The organism is Streptomyces solincola (genome assembly GCF_002982015.1).
Classification (GTDB): Bacteria; Actinomycetota; Actinomycetes; order Streptomycetales; family Streptomycetaceae; genus Streptomyces; species Streptomyces solincola.
The window spans coordinates 1-17,077 of the sequence record NZ_PVLV01000317.1 but is presented as its reverse complement, the minus strand read 5'-3'; the positions used below and the strand labels follow the sequence as shown (position 1 = coordinate 17,077).

The window sequence follows — 17,077 nt, the reverse complement described above, 5'->3', positions numbered from 1 at the left end:
CGGAGATGTGTCTCAGAGCCAGGTCACGGCGCCGCAGGCCCCGCGGAACGGGGCGGGGGCGGGGCGCCGTGACCGGCCCGGTCGGTCGGTCGGTGCCCGGTCCGGGATCGGACGGTCCCGGACCGGGCACCGACCGAGGGTCAGGACAGGCCCTTGACGGTCTCGCGGACCTTGGCGTTGATCTCCGCCGGGATCGGCGCGTAGCCGGCCTCGGACAGCACTTTCTGGCCCTCCTCGGAGGAGGTGAAGCCGAGGAAGGACTTGACCGCGCCGAGGGTCTCGGCCTTGTTGCCCTTGTCGCAGACGACCTCGTAGGTCACCAGGACGATCGGGTAGGCGCCCTCCGCCTTGGTGGCGTAGTCCAGGCTCAGGGCGAGGTCCTTGCCGGTGCCCTTGACCTTGGCCGCGGCGATGGCCTTGGAGGCGTTCTCCGAGGTGGCCTCGACCGGGGCGGAGGCACCGGTGTCGATCTTGACCGTGGGGATGTCCTGCGAGCTGGCGTAGGACAGCTCGAAGTAGCCGATCGCGCCCTCGACCTGCTTGACCTGTGCGGCCACGCCGGCCGAGCCGGAGGCGGCCTGGCCGCCGGGGGCGGGCCACTTCTTCTCGGCCTCGTACGTCCAGTCCTTCTCGGCGGCCTTGCCGAGGTACTTGCCGAGGTTCTGGGTGGTGCCGGAGTCCTCGGAGCGGTGGAAGGACTGGATCGCGGTGCTCGGAAGCTTGGCCTCCGGGTTGAGCTTGGCGATCGCCGGGTCGTTCCACTTCTTGATCTTGTCGTTGAAGATCTTGGCGACGGTGGGGGCGTCCAGCACCAGGCCGTCCACGCCGGGCAGGTTGTAGCCGAGGGCGATCGGGCCGCCGACCATCGGGAGGTTGATGCCCTGGCCGCCCGCGCAGGTCTTCTTGGACTCCTCGACCTCCTCCGGCTTCAGCGCGGAGTCGGAGCCGGCGAAGCCGACGGTGCCCTGGTTGAAGGCGACGATGCCCTCGCCGGAGGAGGACGCCTTGTAGTTGACCTGGACCTCGGGGCAGGCCTGCATGTAGCTCTTGACCCACAGGTCCATGGCGTTCTTCTGCGCGCTGGAGCCGGAGGCCAGGAGCTGGCCCTTGGCGTCGCCGCAGTCGACGTTCGACGGCGCGGCGGCCGTCTTCGTACCGCCCTCGCTGGGAGAGGTGTTGTCGTCCGAGCCGCACGCCGTGAGGACCAGGGCGCCGGAGACCACGAGGGCGCCGAGCGCGGCGGCGCGAAGCCCGTTCTTGCGCTGAAGCTTCACTTTCGGGTGTTCCTTCCAGAAGCCGCCGGTTCCCGTCGATGGTGTGGCGGCGTGCGTGGGGTGTCGGGTGGGCGCGGCCGTCGGCCGCCCACCGGTACGGCCGAAATTAGGCAGATCAGGTGACGCCGCCGACGGAGGAGAGTGAACGGCGAGTGAACCGTGCCGGAATCCGCGGTGCGGGGTTGTGTGCGGTGGCCCGGTGGCCCGGTGGCCCGGTGGCCCGGTGGCCCGCGCATACGGAAGCCGGGCCGGGCCTGCGGACGCGGAGGCCGGGGCCGGGGCCTGTGGGCCGGGTGCCCGGCCGGGGGCCTGCGGCCTCAGGAGCCGGCGAGGGCGGTGAGCAGTGCGCGCACCAGGGGCAGGTCGTGCCGGTAGGTCAGCCGGGCGAGCGCCCGGTCCGGGGGAAGCCAGACCAGCTCGTCGACCTCCCGGTTCGGGGCGAACGCGCCGCCGGTGGCCTCCGCCTCCCAGTAGGCGACCTCCTTGGGGTGGCCCTTGGCGGTGTACCGGACCGTCGGCAGCCTCACACCGGGCCGGCAGTGGTGGCCGGTCTCCTCCAGCACCTCGCGCACCGCCGTGTCGTACGGCTCCTCGCCCTCCTCCGCCTTGCCCTTGGGACACGTCCAGTCGTCGTACTTCGGCCGGTGGACCAGGCACAGCTCCAGCTTCCCGGCCCGCCGCCGCCACAGCACGCAGCCGGCCGCCCGCACCGGCGCGGGCGGGCGTCCGGGGACGGGCTGCGGCGTCGTCACATCGCCACCGCCGTACGCCGCCAGGCCCGGCGGAACGCCAGCCGGGCGGCCTCGACCTCGTGCCGCTGGTCGGCGTGGAGCACCCCGAGCGCGTACGCGGTGGCCGGCGCGATGCGGGGTGTGCGGGCGGCGGTGGCGGCGGCCTGGGCGGCCTCGGCGGCGTCCCGGTGCCGGTCCAGCGCGCGCCCCGCCTCGTACAGCACCGGCTCCTCGCCGCGCACCTCACGGGCGTACCGGTGCAGCTCCAGCAGCCGCCGCACCTGGTGCCAGGGCAGGTCCTGCGGCTCGCCGCCGACCCCGGGGCCGGTGGGCAGCAGGGCGACCGCGTCCAGCAGCTTCCGCTCGGCCCGGCGGGCGGGGCCGTCCAGCGGTCCGGCGGCCGGGAGGGTGGGCGCCTCCGAGACGAGCAGGGCGACGGCGTCGGCGACCGCGTGGAACCGGGAGGAGCCGAACGCCTGGAGCGCGGCGGAGTGGGCGCGGGTGCGGGCCAGGGTGAGCTGGCGCTCCAGCAGCGCGCCGGCCCGGGCCGCGCCGACCGCCATCGCCTCCCGCCCACCGCCGCTGCCGGCCGACTGCCGGGGGCCGGGCAGCGCGGTGCCGCCTGCGCCGCCGGTGAGCCGGGTCAACGCGTCAACGAGCCGCACCAGTTGCGCGGTGCAGGCGTGCTCCTGGCCCAGGATGCCGGAGAACCAGGCCAGTTCGGTGCGGAGCTGGTCCGCCCAGGCCGGGTCGAGCAGCGGGCGGAAGGTGTGCAGGGTGCCGCCGATCCGGGCGGCGGCCGAGCGCAGCGCCCGCGCGGCCTCCTCCGCGCCCGCGGTGTCCGCGCCGCGCTCGCGGTGCCGGCGCAGGGCCCGCAGGAAGTCCCCGGCACGGGCGTGCAGATACCGCGCGAGCACGTCCGCGGCGGGTCCTGGCGAGGGGGCGGCGGGCACGTTCAGGGCCGGTCCCGGCGAGGGGGCGGCGGGCACGTCCGGAGCCGGTCCCGGCGACGGGGCGGCGGGCACGTCCGGAGCGCGTGCCGGGTCCGGGCCGTTCTGCGGTGCGGCGGTGGCGGCCGGGACCGTGCCGGTCGAAGTCGGCGTGCCGGCCGGAGTCGGCGTGCCGGTCGAAGTCGGCATACCGGCCGGGGTCGGTGCGCCGGGCGGGTCCGGCACGGTCCGGGTGCCGGCCGGGCCCGGAGGGGAGGCGGGGCGGTCAGGGTGTGGCACGTCGGCGCCTCCGCGCGTCGATCAGCATCTCCTGCACGTGCCTGAGCGGCTGGCCCTCGGCGTCGATGGCGTGCCGGGTCCAGTCGCCGTCCGGGCCGAGGTGCCAGGAGGCGGTGGTGTCGGCCATGCCGGCGTCGAACAGCCGGGTGAGCGAGGCGCGGTGCGCCGGGTCGGAGACCCGTACCAGCGCCTCGATCCGCCGGTCGAGGTTGCGGTGCATCATGTCGGCGCTGCCCAGCCACACCTCGGGCTCGCCGCCGTTGCCGAAGGAGAAGATCCGCGAGTGCTCCAGGAAGCGGCCCAGGATCGAGCGCACCCGGATGTTCTCCGACAGGCCCGCCACCCCCGGCCGTACCGCGCAGATCCCGCGCACCCACACGTCCACCGGCACCCCGGCCTGCGAGGCGCGGTAGCAGGCGTCGATGACCGCCTCGTCCACCATCGAGTTGACCTTGATCCGGACGTACGCGGGGCGGCCGGCCCGGTGATGGACGACCTCCTTGTCGATCCGGGAGACCAGCCCGTCCCGCAGCGACTTCGGGGCGACGAGGAGCCGGCGGTAGGTCTCCCGGCGGGAGTAGCCGGACAGCCGGTTGAACAGGTCGGAGAGGTCCGCCCCGACCTGCGGGTCGGCGGTGAGCAGGCCCAGGTCCTCGTACAGCCGGGCGGTCTTGGGGTGGTAGTTGCCGGTGCCGACGTGCGAGTAGCGGCGCAGTACCTCGCCCTCCTGGCGGACCACCAGGGACAGCTTGCAGTGCGTCTTCAGGCCCACCAGTCCGTAGACGACGTGGCAGCCGGACTCCTCCAGCTTGCGCGCCCACTTGATGTTGGCCTGCTCGTCGAAGCGGGCCTTGATCTCGACGAGGACGAGGACCTGCTTGCCGGACTCGGCGGCGTCGATGAGGGCGTCCACTATCGGCGAGTCGCCGGAGGTGCGGTACAGCGTCTGCTTGATCGCCAGCACGTCGGGGTCGGCGGCGGCCTGCTCCAGGAACGCCTGCACGGAGGTGGAGAAGGAGTCGTAGGGGTGGTGCAGCAGCACGTCCCGCTCGCGCAGCGCGGCGAAGATGTCCGGCGCGGACGCCGACTCGAACTCCGCCAGGTCGCGGTGCGTCCCGGCGACGAACTTCTTGTACTTCAGCTCCGGGCGGTCCAGGGCCGCGATGCCGAACAGGCCGGTCAGGTCCAGCGGGCCGGGCAGCGGGTAGACCTCGGAGTCGGACACCTTCAGCTCGCGGACCAGCAGGTCCAGCACGTACGGGTCGATGGACTCCTCGACCTCCAGGCGCACCGGCGGTCCGAAGCGGCGGCGCATCAGCTCCTTCTCCAGCGCCTGGAGGAGGTTCTCCGCGTCGTCCTCCTCCACCTCCAGGTCCTCGTTGCGCGTCACCCGGAACATGTGGTGCGCCAGCACCTCCATGCCCGGGAACAGCTCCTCCAGGTGCGCGGCGATGACGTCCTCCAGGGGGACGTACCGCTGCGGGGAGGCCTCCAGGAAGCGGGAGAGCAGCGGCGGCACCTTGACCCGCGCGAAGTGCCGGTGGCCGCTGACCGGGTTGCGCACGACCACGGCCAGGTTGAGGGAGAGGCCGGAGATGTACGGGAAGGGGTGCGCCGGGTCGACGGCGAGCGGCGTCAGCACCGGGAAGATCTGCTGCCGGAAGAGCGTGAAGAGCCGCGCCTGCTCCTTCTCGGTCAGCTCCGGCCAGCGGATCAGGTGGACGCCCTCGTCGGCCAGCGCCGGGGCCACGTCCTGCTGGAAGCAGGCGGCGTGCCGGGCCATGAGCTCGCGCGAACGGGTCCAGATCAGCTCCAGCACCTCGCGCGGCTGGAGCCCGGAGGCGGACCGGGTGGCCACCCCGGTGGCGATCCGGCGCTTCAGTCCGGCGACCCGCACCATGAAGAACTCGTCCAGGTTGGACGCGAAGATCGCCAGGAAGTTCGCCCGTTCGAGGAGTGGGGTCGCCGGGTCCTCGGCCAGCTCCAGCACCCGCTCGTTGAACGCCAGCCAGCTCCGCTCGCGGTCCAGGAAACGGCCCTGCGGCAGCTCGTCACCGGAGCTGTCGTCGTAGGTGTCGAGGTCGGCGTCCAGGTCCGGGGCGAGGCCCGGCGCGGCGGCGCCGGCGACGGTGTGCGGCCGGTGCGCGGCGAGCGCCCCGACGGAGGGCTGTGCGGTGGCGGACGGGGCCGGGACCTGGACATCGGCGGGCTGCTGGCTCATGGAACCATTCTTCCGCGCCGGGGGCCGGTCAAGCGCGTCGGAGGACGCGTCGGAGGGCGCCTCGTCGAGCTCCCTCCCCGCGGGGAGCTCGGATGCGGCGGGCTTGCGCATGCGCCGACGCTCGCATGGGCGTCTGAATGGCCGGTGACGACGACATGACGCCTGGGTGCGGTGCGCGGAGCCGTACGGATCGAGGGGAGCCGGTACGGAGCGCAGGCCCCGGGCCGGTGGCCGCACCCCCGTGGCGGTCACCGGCCCGGGGCCCGGGCCCGGCGGGGTCAGCCGTGCAGCCGGCGCAGCACCCGGAAGGCGACGGCGACGGCGAGCGCGGCGAGGGCGAGCAGGATGCCGGTCTCGACGAGCCGGAGCGGCCAGAAGTGGCTCTCCGGGTGGCAGTCCACGAAGTGCGTGACGCCGCCCCGGGCCCGCATGCAGGCGTCGCCGACCGTGAGCAGGGCCACCGCCGTCGCCGCACGGTGCGGCGGACCAGCAGCCCGACGAGCGCGCCCACCGCCAGGCCCGTCACGGCCGGCGCCACGGGCAGCAGACCGCTGATGGCGTACGTCGCCGGTCCACCACCGCGTCCCGCGGGCTCAGGTCTCCGAGCGGTACATCAGGTCCACCTCGTGCGTGGTGAACCCCATCCCCTCGTACACCCGGACCGCCGCCGTGTTGTCCGCGTCCACATAGAGCATCGCCGTCGGCAGCCCCTCGGCCGCGAGGTGGCGCAGGCCCACCGAGGTCAGGGCCTTGCCCAGGCCGCCGCCCTGCGCGTCCGGCGCCACCCCCACCACGTACACCTCGCCGAGCTGCTCCTCGGCGTGCACCTTCGTCCAGTGGAAGCCGGCGATCGAGCCGTCCGCCTCCCGGACCGCCAGGAAGAAGCCCTTCGGGTCGAACCAGGGCTCGGCCTTGCGGTCGTCCAGGTCCCGCTGGGCCAGCGAGCCCTGCTCGGGGTGGTGGGCGAACGCGGCCGCGTTGACGGCCAGCCACGCCGCGTCGTCCTCGCCCGGTACGAAGGTGCGGAACACGGTGCCCGGCGGCAGCGCCGGCTCCGGCAGCTCGGGGCCGCCGACCAGCGGCCGCCGCATCTGGCGCAGTTCGCGGAACAGGGTGAGCCCGAGGACCTGGGCCAGGTGCCGGGCGGCCGGCTTCCCGCCGTGCGCCCACACCCGCAGCCGCTTGCCCGAGGCCGCCAGCAGCGCCGAGCCGAGCGCCCGCCCGTGGCCCCGGCCCCGGAAGCGGGGGTGCACCACCAGCTCGGCGGCCGGCGCCTCCACCGGGTCGGTGTCCTCCAGTTGCGCGTAGCCGGCCAGTTCGCCGTGCACGCTCAGCAGCAGATGGGAGACGCCCTCCCGGCGCCCGCCGCGCAACTGGAGCCGGCCCTGCTCGGAGACGGCCTGCATGCCGTCCGCGGCGGCCGCGTCGGCCAGCAGGTCCAGCACACCGGCTGCCTGCTCCTCGCCGAGTGAGTCCAGGGTGTCGATACGGCGGCCGGGTTCGAGTGCCGGCGCGGAGGCGTCAGTCGTCATGAGTCGAGCCTACGGCGACCGGTCCGCGCCACCGCGCCGTACGGACGAGCGACCGCCGTTTCCGGGGGCCGGGCCCGGCCCCCGGCTCCGCCGTACGGCGGAAGGCAACCAGCTCGTAACCCGCGCACCCCTGTTGCGCTACGCGCGTTGACTCTAGGCTGCGCGCTGGACCGCACTTCCCGCCGCGCCCCCGCGCGGCGGATCGCCGTGCGGGGACCGCCTGTTGGCGGCCGGCCGCCGGACGTCTCGCCGGACTGGCCCGGGCCGCCCGCTGAACCACCGAGGGGACAGATGTCAGGGACACCGAAGAAGAACCGCGCGGCGCGGCGGATACTCGCCGGCGCGGCGGGCCTCGCCACCGTCGGCGCGCTGGTCGCCGCCATGCCGGCCGGCGCGCACAGCGGCGACCGCCACGGCAAGGGACACGGGCACGGGCACGGCCGCACCGTCGACGTGCAGCTCCTCTCCTTCAACGACCTCCACGGCAACCTGGAACCGCCGGCCGGCTCCTCCGGCCAGGTCACCCGCACCAAGCCGGACGGCACCGCCGAGAAGGTGGACGCGGGCGGCGTCGAGTACCTCGCCACCCATCTGCGCACCGCCCGCAAGGGCAACCCGTACTGGGTGACCGCCGCGGCCGGCGACCTGATCGGCGCCTCCCCGCTGATGTCCGGGCTCTTCCACGACGAGCCGACCGTCGAGGCGCTCAACAAGCTGAAGCTGGACGTCACCTCGGTGGGCAACCACGAGTTCGACGAGGGCGCCAAGGAGCTGGCCCGCATCCAGAACGGCGGCTGCCACCCGACCGGCGGCTGCTACGAGAAGGGCAAGCGCTTCAAGGGCGCCGACTTCCCCTACCTCGCCGCCAACGTGACCAGCGAGAAGACCGGCAAGCCCATCCTCGACCCGTACTTCGTGTGGGAGCGGCGCGGCGTCAAGATCGGCTTCATCGGCGTGACCCTGGAGGGCACCCCGAACATCGTCACCGCCGAGGGCGTCAAGGGCCTGAAGTTCGGCGACGAGGTCGAGACCATCAACAAGTACGCCAAGGTGCTGGAGCGCAAGGGCGTCAAGTCCATCGTCGCCCTGGTGCACGAGGGCGGCGCGCCGGCCTCGCAGTCGGTGGACTACGACTGCGACAGCCCCGGCGCGGGCGACGGGATCTCCGGTCCGATCACCGACATCGCCAAGAAGGTGTCGCCGCAGGTGGACGCGCTGGTCACCGGCCACACCCACCAGGCGTACGTGTGCACCATCCCGGACCCGGCCGGCAAGCCGCGCATGGTCACCTCGGCCTCCTCCTTCGGCAAGCTCTACACCGACACCACGCTGACCTACGACCGCCGCACCCGGGACATTGTCCGCACCTCGGTCGACTCGGCCAACCGCGTCGTCACCCGCGACGTGCCCAAGGCCGCCGACATGACCTCGCTGATCCAGCGATGGAACGCGCTGGCCGCGCCGATCGCGAGCAAGCCGCAGGGCTACATCTCGGCCGACATCAACGGGCGAGGCTCCACGGCGTACGAGAAGCCGCTCGGCGATCTGATCGCCGACGCCCAGCTCGCGGGCCTGGCCCCGGCCGACAAGGGCGGCGCCCAGCTCGCGCTGATGAACCCGGGCGGCATCCGAGCCGACCTGGTCCACGCGTCGGCATCCGGTGAGGGCGACGGCGTCGTCACCTACGGCGAGGCGTTCACCGTGCAGCCGTTCACCAACATGATGAACGTGGTCGACCTGACCGGCGCCCAGCTCCTCTCCGCCCTCCAGCAGCAGGTCAGCGGCGCCAACGAGGCTTCCCCGAAGATCCTTCAGGTGTCGAAGGGCCTGACCTACACGCTGGACACCACCAAGGCGGGGGCGGCCCGGATCGTGACCGACTCGGTCAAGCTGGACGGCCAGCCGCTCGACCCGGCGAAGACCTACCGGGTCGCCATGAACGAGTTCCTGGCCGGCGGCGGCGACGGCTTCCCCGCCCTCGCCCAGGGCAAGAACAAGCTGGTCGGCCCCTCCGACCTGGACGTGTTCAACGCCTACCTGGCCGCCAACTCCACGGCCGCGAAGCCGATCGCCCCTCCGGCGGCGGACCGCATCACCGTCGTCCAGTGACGGCACCCGAGCACGACTGACCGCCCGGACGGGCGGCACGACGGGCGGCGCATCGATCGGATGCGCCGCCCGTCGGCGCTTCAGACCCCGGTGCCTTCCGCCTGGTGCCGTCCGTTCCGGTGCCTTCCGCCCCGGTGCCTCCTACCCCGGCGCCGTCCGTTCCGGCGTCGTCCGCCCGGTGCCTTCCGCCCCGGCGCCACCCGCGCCGGCGTTCTCCACCCTGGCGTCTTTCACCCTCCCGCTTCTGCCATGCTCACGCCATACTCCGCCCATGACTCCACGCCTGGGCACGGCCACGCCGGACGACGCACCCCAAAGACCGCGGCTGCCGGAGCACGCCGCACCGCCGCCGCACGGCCCCACCCGGCGCCGCTTCCTGGCGGGCGCCGCCGCACTCTCCGCCACCGCGCTGCTGGGCGCCGCCCCGGCCGCCGCCCGCACCAGGGCGGGCGCCGCCGACTGGATGGGAGCGCTGCCCGGCGACGTACCGCTGCACCGCCTCACCATCCCCGGCACCCACAACTCCGCCGCCCCGGCCGGCGGACTCTGGGTGGCCTGCCAGAACACGACCGTCGGGCAGCAACTGGCGTCCGGCATCCGGTTCCTGGACATCCGCTGCCGGGTGACCGGCGACTCCTTCGCCATCCACCACGGGGCGTACTACCAGAACCAGATGTTCGGCGACGTGCTCATCGCCTGCCGCGACTTCCTCGCCGCCCACCCCGGCGAGACCGTGCTCATGCGGGTCAAGCAGGAGTACTCGGAGGAGAGCGACGCCGTCTTCCGCCAGGTCTTCGACCGCTACCTGGACGCCAAGGGCTGGCGGCCGCTGTTCCGCATCGGAGACGGGCTGCCGCCGCTCGGGGAGGCGCGCGGCAAGGTGGTGCTGCTCGCCGACAACGGCGGACTGCCGGGGGTGCGCTACGGCGACGGGGCGCTGTTCGACGTCCAGGACGACTACATGGCCGAGCCGTTCGCCAAGTACCCGAAGATCGAGGCGCACTTCCGCAAGGCCGCCGCCCAGCCCGGGAAGCTGTACGTCAACTACGTCTCCACGGCCGCCCTGCTGCCGCCCCGGTGGAACTCCGACCGGCTCAACCCCAGGGTCCACTCCTTCCTGGACTCCGCCGGCGGGCGGGACCTGCGGGGCCTCGGCATCGTGCCGATGGACTTCCCCGACACCAGGGCGGGACTGGTGGACTCGCTGATCCGGCACAACTGAGGGCCGTCACAGCTCCGGGGGCGGCACGGGCGCGCCGGGCAGGGTGATGACGGCGCGGGTGCCGCCGCCGGAGGCGGGCGAGAGGCGGACGGCGCCGCCGGACTGCTGGACGGTGCGGGCCACGATGGACAGGCCGAGGCCCGAGCCGGGCAGGCTGCGGGCGGAGGGGGAGCGCCAGAAGCGCTCGAAGACGTGCGGCAGCTCGTCGGGCGGGATGCCGGGGCCGTGGTCGCGCACGGTCAGCTCGCCGTGGAGGAGGGCGACCTCGACGGCGCCGTCGGGCGGGGAGAACTTCACGGCGTTGTCCAGGACGTTGACCAGGGCACGCTCCAGGGCGGCCGGTTCGGCGCGGACGTACCAGGGGTCGAGGCGGTCGGCGGTGAGGGCGAGGTCCGGGCCGGCGCGCAGCCGGACGCGGTCCAGCGCGGTGGCCAGGATCTCGTGCAGGGGCACCACTTCGAGGCGGCCCTGGCCGACCGCGTCGGGGCGGGACAGCTCCTGGAGGTCGCCGATGAGCGACGCCAGCTCGGTCATCTGGGCCTTGACGGAGGCGAGGAGGTCGCGGCGGTCGGCGGGCGGCAGCGGGCGGCCGGTGTCCTCGCTGCGGACCAGCAGCTCGATGTTGGTGCGCAGAGAGGTGAGCGGGGTGCGCAGCTCATGGCCGGCGTCGGCGATGAGCTGCGCCTGCCGGTCCCGGGAGGAGGCCAGCGCGGCGGTCATCGCGTTGAAGGAGCGGGACAGGCGGGCGATCTCGTCCTCCCCGTCCACCGGGATGCGGACGGTGAGGTCCTCGGTCCTGGCCACGTGCTCGACGGCGCCGGTCAGGCGGTCCACCGGCTTCAGCCCGGTGCGCGCCACCCACAGCCCGGCCGCGCCCGCGCCGAGGACGCCGAGCCCGGCGAGCCCGGTCAGGACGAGGGCGAGCCGGTTGAGCGCGCCGTCGATCTCGTCCAGCGGGCGGGACATGGACACGGTGTAGCCGGTGCCGGGGTCGCGCTGGGTGTAGACCCGCACGGTCCGGCCGCCGTCGGTGCGGCCGTCGTGCAGGGCGCTGCGCGATCCGCCCTGGGCCACCAGCACGTCGTCCCGCTGGACGGTGACCGCGGCCGAGCCCGCGCCCACGCACCGGCCGCCGTCCGGCTCGACGAGCTGCCAGTCGACGTAGGTGGGGCCCGCGTCGGGCGGGGCCGGCTGGTCGGCGCGCCGGCAGTTCAGCGCCGCCTCGCGCTGCCCGGCCAGCGGCACGGAGAGGTTCTCCAGGGAGTTGTCCAGCTCGTCGCGGAGCTGCGCCCGGGTCAGCAGCCAGCAGGTCACCGAGACGGCGGCCACCGCCACGGCCACCGCCACGGCGGTCAGCAGCGCCAGGCGGGATCGCAGCGGGAGGGCGCGGAAGCGCGCCACGGGCCCGGTCACCCGTACGCCTCCTGGCCGGCGGCGGGGCTCACTCCGGGCCTCCGCGCAGCACGTAGCCGACGCCGCGCACGGTGTGGACCAGCCGCGGCTCGCCGCCCGCCTCGGTCTTGCGGCGCAGGTACATCACGTACACGTCCAGGGAGTTGGAGCTGGGCTCGAAGTCGAAGCCCCAGACCGCCTTGAGGATCTGCTCGCGGGTCAGCACCTGGCGGGGGTGGGCCAGGAACATCTCCAGCAGGGTGAACTCGGTGCGGGTCAGCTCGACCGGCCGGCCGCCGCGGGTCACCTCGCGGGTGGCCGGGTCCATCCGCAGGTCGGCGAAGGACAGCACGCCGGCGCTCCCCGCGGGGGCGTCGCCGCCCGCCGCGTACGCGCTGCGCCGCAGCAGCGCCCGGATGCGGGCCAACAGCTCGTCCAGCTCGAAGGGCTTGACCAGGTAGTCGTCCGCGCCGGCGTCGAGTCCGGTGACCCGGTCGCCGACGGTGTCCCGGGCGGTGAGCATGAGGATCGGCAGCGTCGATCCGGTGGCGCGCACCCGGCGGGCCGCGGTCAGCCCGTCCATGCCGGGCATCTGGATGTCGAGCACCACCAGGTCCGGTCGGTAGTCGGCGATCCTGGCCAGCGCGTCGGCCCCGTCGACGGCGACCTCCGTGCCGTACCCCTCGAAGGCCAGGCTGCGCTGGAGCGCCTCGCGGACGGCGGGCTCGTCGTCGACGATCAGGATGCGCTCCCCGGTGGTGTTCATGGACTCAGCGTCGCACGCCGGTCGGACAACGCCCGGGTGGGACGGCGCCGGGCCGCGCTCCCGGTGTGCTGCTTCACGCTCCGCCGTCGCGGAGGTGGTCGAGGTCGGCCTTGAGGGTGTCGACCGGGATGGCGAAGCCGAGGCCTACGCTGCCGGAGCCGCCGCCGGAGCCGGAGCCGTCCGCTCCGCTCGGCGCGTACATGGCCGAGTTGATGCCGATGATCCGGCCGTTCATGTCGATCAGCGCGCCGCCGGAGTTGCCCGGGTTGAGCGAGGCGTCGGTCTGGATGGCCTTGTACGTCGTCTTGGACGAGCCGGTGTCGCCGTTGAACCGCTGCCCGCCGAACTCGAACGGCCAGCCCTGCCCGTCCTGCCCCTGGCCCTGCTGCCCGGACCCGGAAGCGGCCCCGTCGTCGGTCTTGGCGACCGTCACATCGCGGTCGAGCGCGGAGACGATGCCGCTGGTCACCGTGCCGGTCAGGCCCTCTGGGGAGCCGATGGCCACCACCTGGTCGCCGACCTTCACCTGGCCGGATTCGCCGAGCGCGGCCGGCTTCAGCCCGGAGGCGCCGCGCAGCTTGATCAGTGCCAGGTCCTTGTCGGCGTCGGCGCCCAGCACCTCGGCGGTGCGGGTCTTGCCGTCGCTGAGCCGGACCTTGATCTCCGAGGCGCCGGAGATCACGTGGTTGTTGGTGACGATCTCGCCGTCCGAGGTGATGACCACCCCGGAGCCGGTGGCCTGGCCGGAGCCGGAGCCCGCGCTGATCTCCACGATGCTCGGCGACACCGCCTGGGCCACCCCGGCGACGGTGCCCTTGCTGGACTGGGAGACGTTGGTGCCGCTGACCCCGGCGCCGCCGCCGGCCGCGTCGCTCCGGCCGAGCTGCTGCACCAGGGTGGCCGTGCCGCCGCCGACCGCGGCCGCGGCGATCGCCACGGCGGCGAGCAGCGCCGCGGGGCGTCCGACCCGCCGGCGCGCGTGGGCGGCCGAGGGAGCGGGCGCGGCCGGGGGGTACGCCGGGCGGGGCGGGTAGTACGGGTACGCGTGCGGGCTGCCGTCGTCGCTGCTGCGGTAGTGGTCCGTCATGGCTACGACCGTCGCGGCCGTAGATGAGAGCTGTCTGAGACCACCCTGAAAGTCCCGGCAGATTGCCGTATGTCCCGAATAAGCGCCAGGGGCGCGGGGTCACCGTTCGGCGCAGCCGCAGGATCTGCGGACCACCAGGGCGGAGGGGAACTGGCGGACCCGCTCGCGGCGGGAGCCGGCCACCCGCAGTCCGTCGTCCAGCACCAGGTCGACGGCGGCCCGGGCCATCGCCGGGCGGTCGGAGGAGACGGTGGTCAGCGGCGGGTCGGTGAGCGCCGCCTCCTTGACGTCGTCGAAACCGGCCACCGCCAGGTCGCCGGGCACGTCCAGGCGCAGTTCGCGGGCGGCCCGCAGCACGCCGATGGCCTGGTCGTCGGTGGAGCAGAAGATGGCCGGCGGCCGGTCCGGGCCGGCCAGGATCCTCAGCGCCTCCTGGTAGGCGTCGTACCGGTTGAACGGGGCCCGGAAGAGCCGGCCCTCGACCGAGTGGCCGGCCTCCAGCATGGCCCGCCGCCAGCCTTCGGCGTGGTCGGTGACCGGGTCGCCGATCTTCGGGGTCTCCTCCACGCCGCCGAGGCAGGCGACGTACGGGTAGCCGTGCTCCAGCAGGTGGCGCACGGCCAACTGCGCGCCGCCGATGTCGTCGGTGACCACGGCGACGTCGTCGATGGCCTCCGGGCGCTCGTGCAGCAGCACCACCCGGGCGTCCCACGCCTCGATCTCCTGCGCGGCCCGCTCGCTGGGGCCCTGGCTGACCAGGATCAGCCCGGCCACCCGCATGCCGAGGAAGGCCCGCAGATAGTGCACCTCGCGCTCGTCGCGGTAGTCGGAGTTGCCGACCAGCACCATCTTGCCGCGGTCGGCGGCGGCCCGTTCGACCGCGTGCGCCATCTCGGCGAAGAACGGCTGCCGGGCGTCCGGCACGATCATGCCTATGAGGTCGGTCCGCCGCGAGGCCATGGCCTGCGCGACCCGGTCCGGCCGGTAGCCGAGCTGCTTGATCGCGGCGAGTACACGCTCGCGCGTGGCCGGGGCGACCGGCCGGGGTCCATTGTTGATGACATAGCTGACGACCGCGGTGGACGTACCCGCCAGTCGTGCCACATCGTCCCGCGTCACCTTGGCCACGCGCGGCAGTCTACGCGGAGAGAACCGGGCCCAGGCTAGGTCTTGGCGGGTCGTGCGGCCGGCTCCCGCACCGGCCCCGCCGCCCTCGTCCCCGGGCCCTGCGCGGCATTCGCCTCCTTGGCGCGCGCCTCCTCGGCCGCCCGCTCCACCTTCTCCGGGGCGACGAACCGGTAGCCCACGTTCCGTACGGTGCCGATCAGCGACTCGTGCTCGGGGCCCAGCTTGGCGCGCAGCCGCCGCACGTGGACGTCCACCGTCCGCGTCCCGCCGAAGTAGTCGTAGCCCCACACCTCCTGGAGCAGCTGGGCGCGGGTGAAGACCCGGCCCGGGTGCTGCGCCAGGTACTTGAGCAGCTCGAACTCCTTGAAGGTCAGGTCCAGCACCCGGCCCTTGAGCTTGGCGCTGTAGGTGGCCTCGTCCACCGACAGATCGCCGTTGCGGATCTCCATCGGGGAGTCGTCGACGCCGACCTGCCGCCGGCCCGTGGCCAGCCGCAGCCGCGCCTCGACCTCGGCCGGCCCCGCGGTGTCCAACAGGACGTCGTCCACGCCCCAGTCGGCGGTCACGGCGGCCAGGCCGCCCTCGGTGACCACCAGGAGCAGCGGGCAGCCGGGCCCGGTGGAGCGCAGCAACTGGCACAGCGAGCGCACCTGCGGCAGGTCGCGCCGGCCGTCGACCAGGATCACGTCCGCGCCGGGGGTGTCCACCAGCGCCGGGCCCTCCGCGGGGGCCACCCGCACGGTGTGCAGCAGCAGTCCGAGGGCGGGCAGCACCTCGGTGGACGGCTGGAGGGCGTTGGTCAGCAGCAGTAGGGAACTCATCGGGCCTCCCCGGCCGGCGGGGCGGTCGTCTGTTCGTCGGGAACGGTGTCGTGCACGGTTCGGCGGCCCATCACGTCGGTTCCTCCTCGGTCCCTTGCCGGGGCACCTCCCACGGGCCTGTCTCCCGCGGGGGAGTTGCGCTGCACTGCTTCGTACGGGGTGGTGCTCGGCCCTCGCGCCCCGAGAGCTTCCGTTCACCCCTCCGTAACAACGGTCGGAAAACACAAAAGGACCCGGGGGCTGCTTCGCCCGAGTCCTCTCCGCAGCACAATAGCTCATATGAGTTCCGAGCCGGAGAGGGCGTTCCACGCTGTGGATGATCGGCTGATCACCCGGGGTCCCGCCGGCGGCCTTCTGCGCGCCACCCTGCGGACATCCGACGGGGTGCCCGTCGAGGCCGTCCACGAGCCCGCCGCGTCCGCCGACCCGTCGTCCCAGGGTGGCACCGCGGTCGTGCTGGCGCACGGCTTCAGCGGGTCGGCCGACCGCCCGGCGGTGCGCCGGGCCGCCGGGGTGCTCCGCCGCCGGGCGGCCGTCGTCACCTTCTCCTTCCGCGGCCACGGGCACTCCGGGGGCCGCTCCACGGTCGGCGACCGGGAGGTGCTGGACCTGGCGGCGGCGGTCGGCTGGGCCCGCCGCCTCGGCTACGAGCGGGTGGTCACGGCCGGCTTCTCGATGGGCGGCTCGGTGGTGCTGCGGCACGCCGCGCTGTACCGGGACGACCCGTCCGCCCGGACCGACGCGGTGGCCTCGATCAGCGCCCCGGCGCGCTGGTACTACCGGGGCACGGCCCCGATGCGCCGCCTGCACTGGGTGGTGACCCGCCCCGCCGGACGCCTGGTGGGGCGGTACGGGCTGCGCACCCGCATCCACGACCGGGACTGGGACCCGGTGCCGCTGTCCCCGGTCGAGGCGGTGCCGCTGATCGCGCCGGTCCCGCTGCTGGTGGTGCACGGCACCGCCGACCCCTACTTCCCGGTGGACCACCCGCGGATGCTGGCCGCCGCCGGCCCGGCCGAGCTGTGGTTGGAGCCCGGCATGGGCCACGCCGAGAACGCGGCGGACGAGGGGCTGCTGGACCGGGTGGGGCGCTGGCTGGAGGCGGCGTAGCCGCCGGTCCGACGGGTGTCACGGGGCGGGGCGGCGGGGTTGCCGGACCCATGGCCCATCATGGATGCCGACGAAAGGAGCGTCGCTATGGCAGCGGGCACCATCCGCTACTGGGCCGCGGCCAAGGCCGCAGCCGGCACCGCCGAGGAGCCGTACGCCGCGGAGACCCTGGCCGAGGCGCTGGCCGCCGTGCGCGAGCAGCACCCGGGCGAGCTGGTGCGGGTGCTCCAGCGGTGCTCCTTCCTGGTCGACGGCGATCCCGTCGGAACCCGCGGGCATGAGACGGTCCGCCTCGCCGAGGGCGGCACGGTCGAGGTGCTCCCGCCGTTCGCAGGAGGGTGAGCCGCGCAGCATGAACACGAGCGAGCAGCAGTATCCGTACGAGCCGGGGCGGCCTCAGCCCGCCCCCGACCCGCACGCCGGGGCCGATCCGCACGCCGGGACCGGCCCCGGCG

The 17,077-nt window shown here is 74.1% G+C and carries 14 protein-coding genes and 1 pseudogene; 4 read left to right on the top strand and 11 right to left on the bottom strand.

Annotation, left to right across the window (positions count from 1 at the left end; all coding sequences use genetic code 11):
- Positions 1-140: 140 nt before the first annotated feature.
- The 6 genes and pseudogenes from pstS to mshD form a co-directional block, all read right to left on the bottom strand.
- On the bottom strand, positions 141-1,274 hold the full coding sequence (gene pstS, locus C6N75_RS20280; protein WP_105870337.1) for a phosphate ABC transporter substrate-binding protein PstS: 1,134 nt from the start codon (positions 1,272-1,274) through the stop codon (positions 141-143).
- Positions 1,275-1,591: 317 nt separating this feature from the next.
- The gene (locus C6N75_RS20275; protein ID WP_105870336.1) at positions 1,592-2,026 is read right to left on the bottom strand and encodes an NUDIX hydrolase; all 435 of its coding nucleotides are present in this window, start codon (positions 2,024-2,026) and stop codon (positions 1,592-1,594) included.
- A complete protein-coding gene (locus C6N75_RS20270) occupies positions 2,023-2,964 on the bottom strand; it encodes a CHAD domain-containing protein (protein WP_407703250.1) in 942 nt (313 codons plus the stop codon). The genes C6N75_RS20275 and C6N75_RS20270 overlap by 4 nt, the downstream gene beginning before the upstream one ends.
- A 256-nt stretch (positions 2,965-3,220) precedes the next feature.
- Complete coding sequence (locus tag C6N75_RS20265) at positions 3,221-5,455, bottom strand: RNA degradosome polyphosphate kinase (protein WP_105870334.1); 2,235 nt, start codon at positions 5,453-5,455, stop codon at positions 3,221-3,223.
- Between the two features lie 278 nt (positions 5,456-5,733).
- Positions 5,734-5,892 (bottom strand): annotated as a pseudogene (locus C6N75_RS20260) (ABC transporter permease); the annotation flags it as partial.
- 156 nt (positions 5,893-6,048) lie between these two features.
- On the bottom strand, positions 6,049-6,987 hold the full coding sequence (mshD, locus tag C6N75_RS20255) for a mycothiol synthase (RefSeq protein WP_105870333.1): 939 nt from the start codon (positions 6,985-6,987) through the stop codon (positions 6,049-6,051).
- A gap of 291 nt (positions 6,988-7,278) precedes the next feature.
- Here mshD and C6N75_RS20250 point away from each other — a divergent pair, with 291 nt between their 5' ends.
- Positions 7,279-9,096: a bifunctional metallophosphatase/5'-nucleotidase gene (locus C6N75_RS20250; RefSeq protein WP_105870332.1), complete on the top strand. Its 1,818-nt coding sequence runs from the start codon at positions 7,279-7,281 to the stop codon at positions 9,094-9,096.
- Positions 9,097-9,367: 271 nt separating this feature from the next.
- Positions 9,368-10,318: a phosphatidylinositol-specific phospholipase C gene (locus tag C6N75_RS20245; RefSeq protein WP_105870331.1), complete on the top strand. Its 951-nt coding sequence runs from the start codon at positions 9,368-9,370 to the stop codon at positions 10,316-10,318.
- Between the two features lie 6 nt (positions 10,319-10,324).
- Here C6N75_RS20245 and C6N75_RS20240 read toward each other — a convergent pair whose 3' ends face one another.
- The 5 genes from C6N75_RS20240 to C6N75_RS20220 form a co-directional block, all read right to left on the bottom strand.
- Positions 10,325-11,731 carry a sensor histidine kinase gene (locus C6N75_RS20240; RefSeq protein ID WP_105870330.1) on the bottom strand — a complete coding sequence of 469 codons (1,407 nt, stop codon included), beginning with the start codon at positions 11,729-11,731 and terminating at the stop codon, positions 10,325-10,327.
- Positions 11,732-11,759: 28 nt separating this feature from the next.
- Positions 11,760-12,476 carry a response regulator transcription factor gene (locus C6N75_RS20235; protein WP_105870329.1) on the bottom strand — a complete coding sequence of 239 codons (717 nt, stop codon included), beginning with the start codon at positions 12,474-12,476 and terminating at the stop codon, positions 11,760-11,762.
- 73 nt (positions 12,477-12,549) lie between these two features.
- The gene (locus C6N75_RS20230) at positions 12,550-13,563 is read right to left on the bottom strand and encodes a S1C family serine protease (RefSeq protein WP_105870328.1); all 1,014 of its coding nucleotides are present in this window, start codon (positions 13,561-13,563) and stop codon (positions 12,550-12,552) included.
- A gap of 99 nt (positions 13,564-13,662) precedes the next feature.
- Positions 13,663-14,691, bottom strand: coding sequence for a LacI family DNA-binding transcriptional regulator (locus tag C6N75_RS20225; RefSeq protein WP_105870327.1), 1,029 nt, complete (start codon positions 14,689-14,691; stop codon positions 13,663-13,665).
- A 35-nt stretch (positions 14,692-14,726) separates the two neighbouring features.
- On the bottom strand, positions 14,727-15,512 hold the full coding sequence (locus C6N75_RS20220) for a response regulator transcription factor (RefSeq protein WP_181160549.1): 786 nt from the start codon (positions 15,510-15,512) through the stop codon (positions 14,727-14,729).
- A 279-nt stretch (positions 15,513-15,791) separates the two neighbouring features.
- On the opposite strand from C6N75_RS20220, the gene C6N75_RS20215 reads away from it, so the two are divergent.
- Positions 15,792-16,622 (top strand): alpha/beta hydrolase family protein, encoded by an 831-nt coding sequence (locus C6N75_RS20215; RefSeq protein WP_105870326.1) that lies wholly within the window; start codon positions 15,792-15,794, stop codon positions 16,620-16,622.
- 87 nt (positions 16,623-16,709) lie between these two features.
- Positions 16,710-16,964, top strand: a complete 255-nt coding sequence (locus tag C6N75_RS20210; RefSeq protein ID WP_105870325.1) for a MoaD/ThiS family protein — start codon at positions 16,710-16,712, stop codon at positions 16,962-16,964.
- Positions 16,965-17,077: the final 113 nt, after the last annotated feature.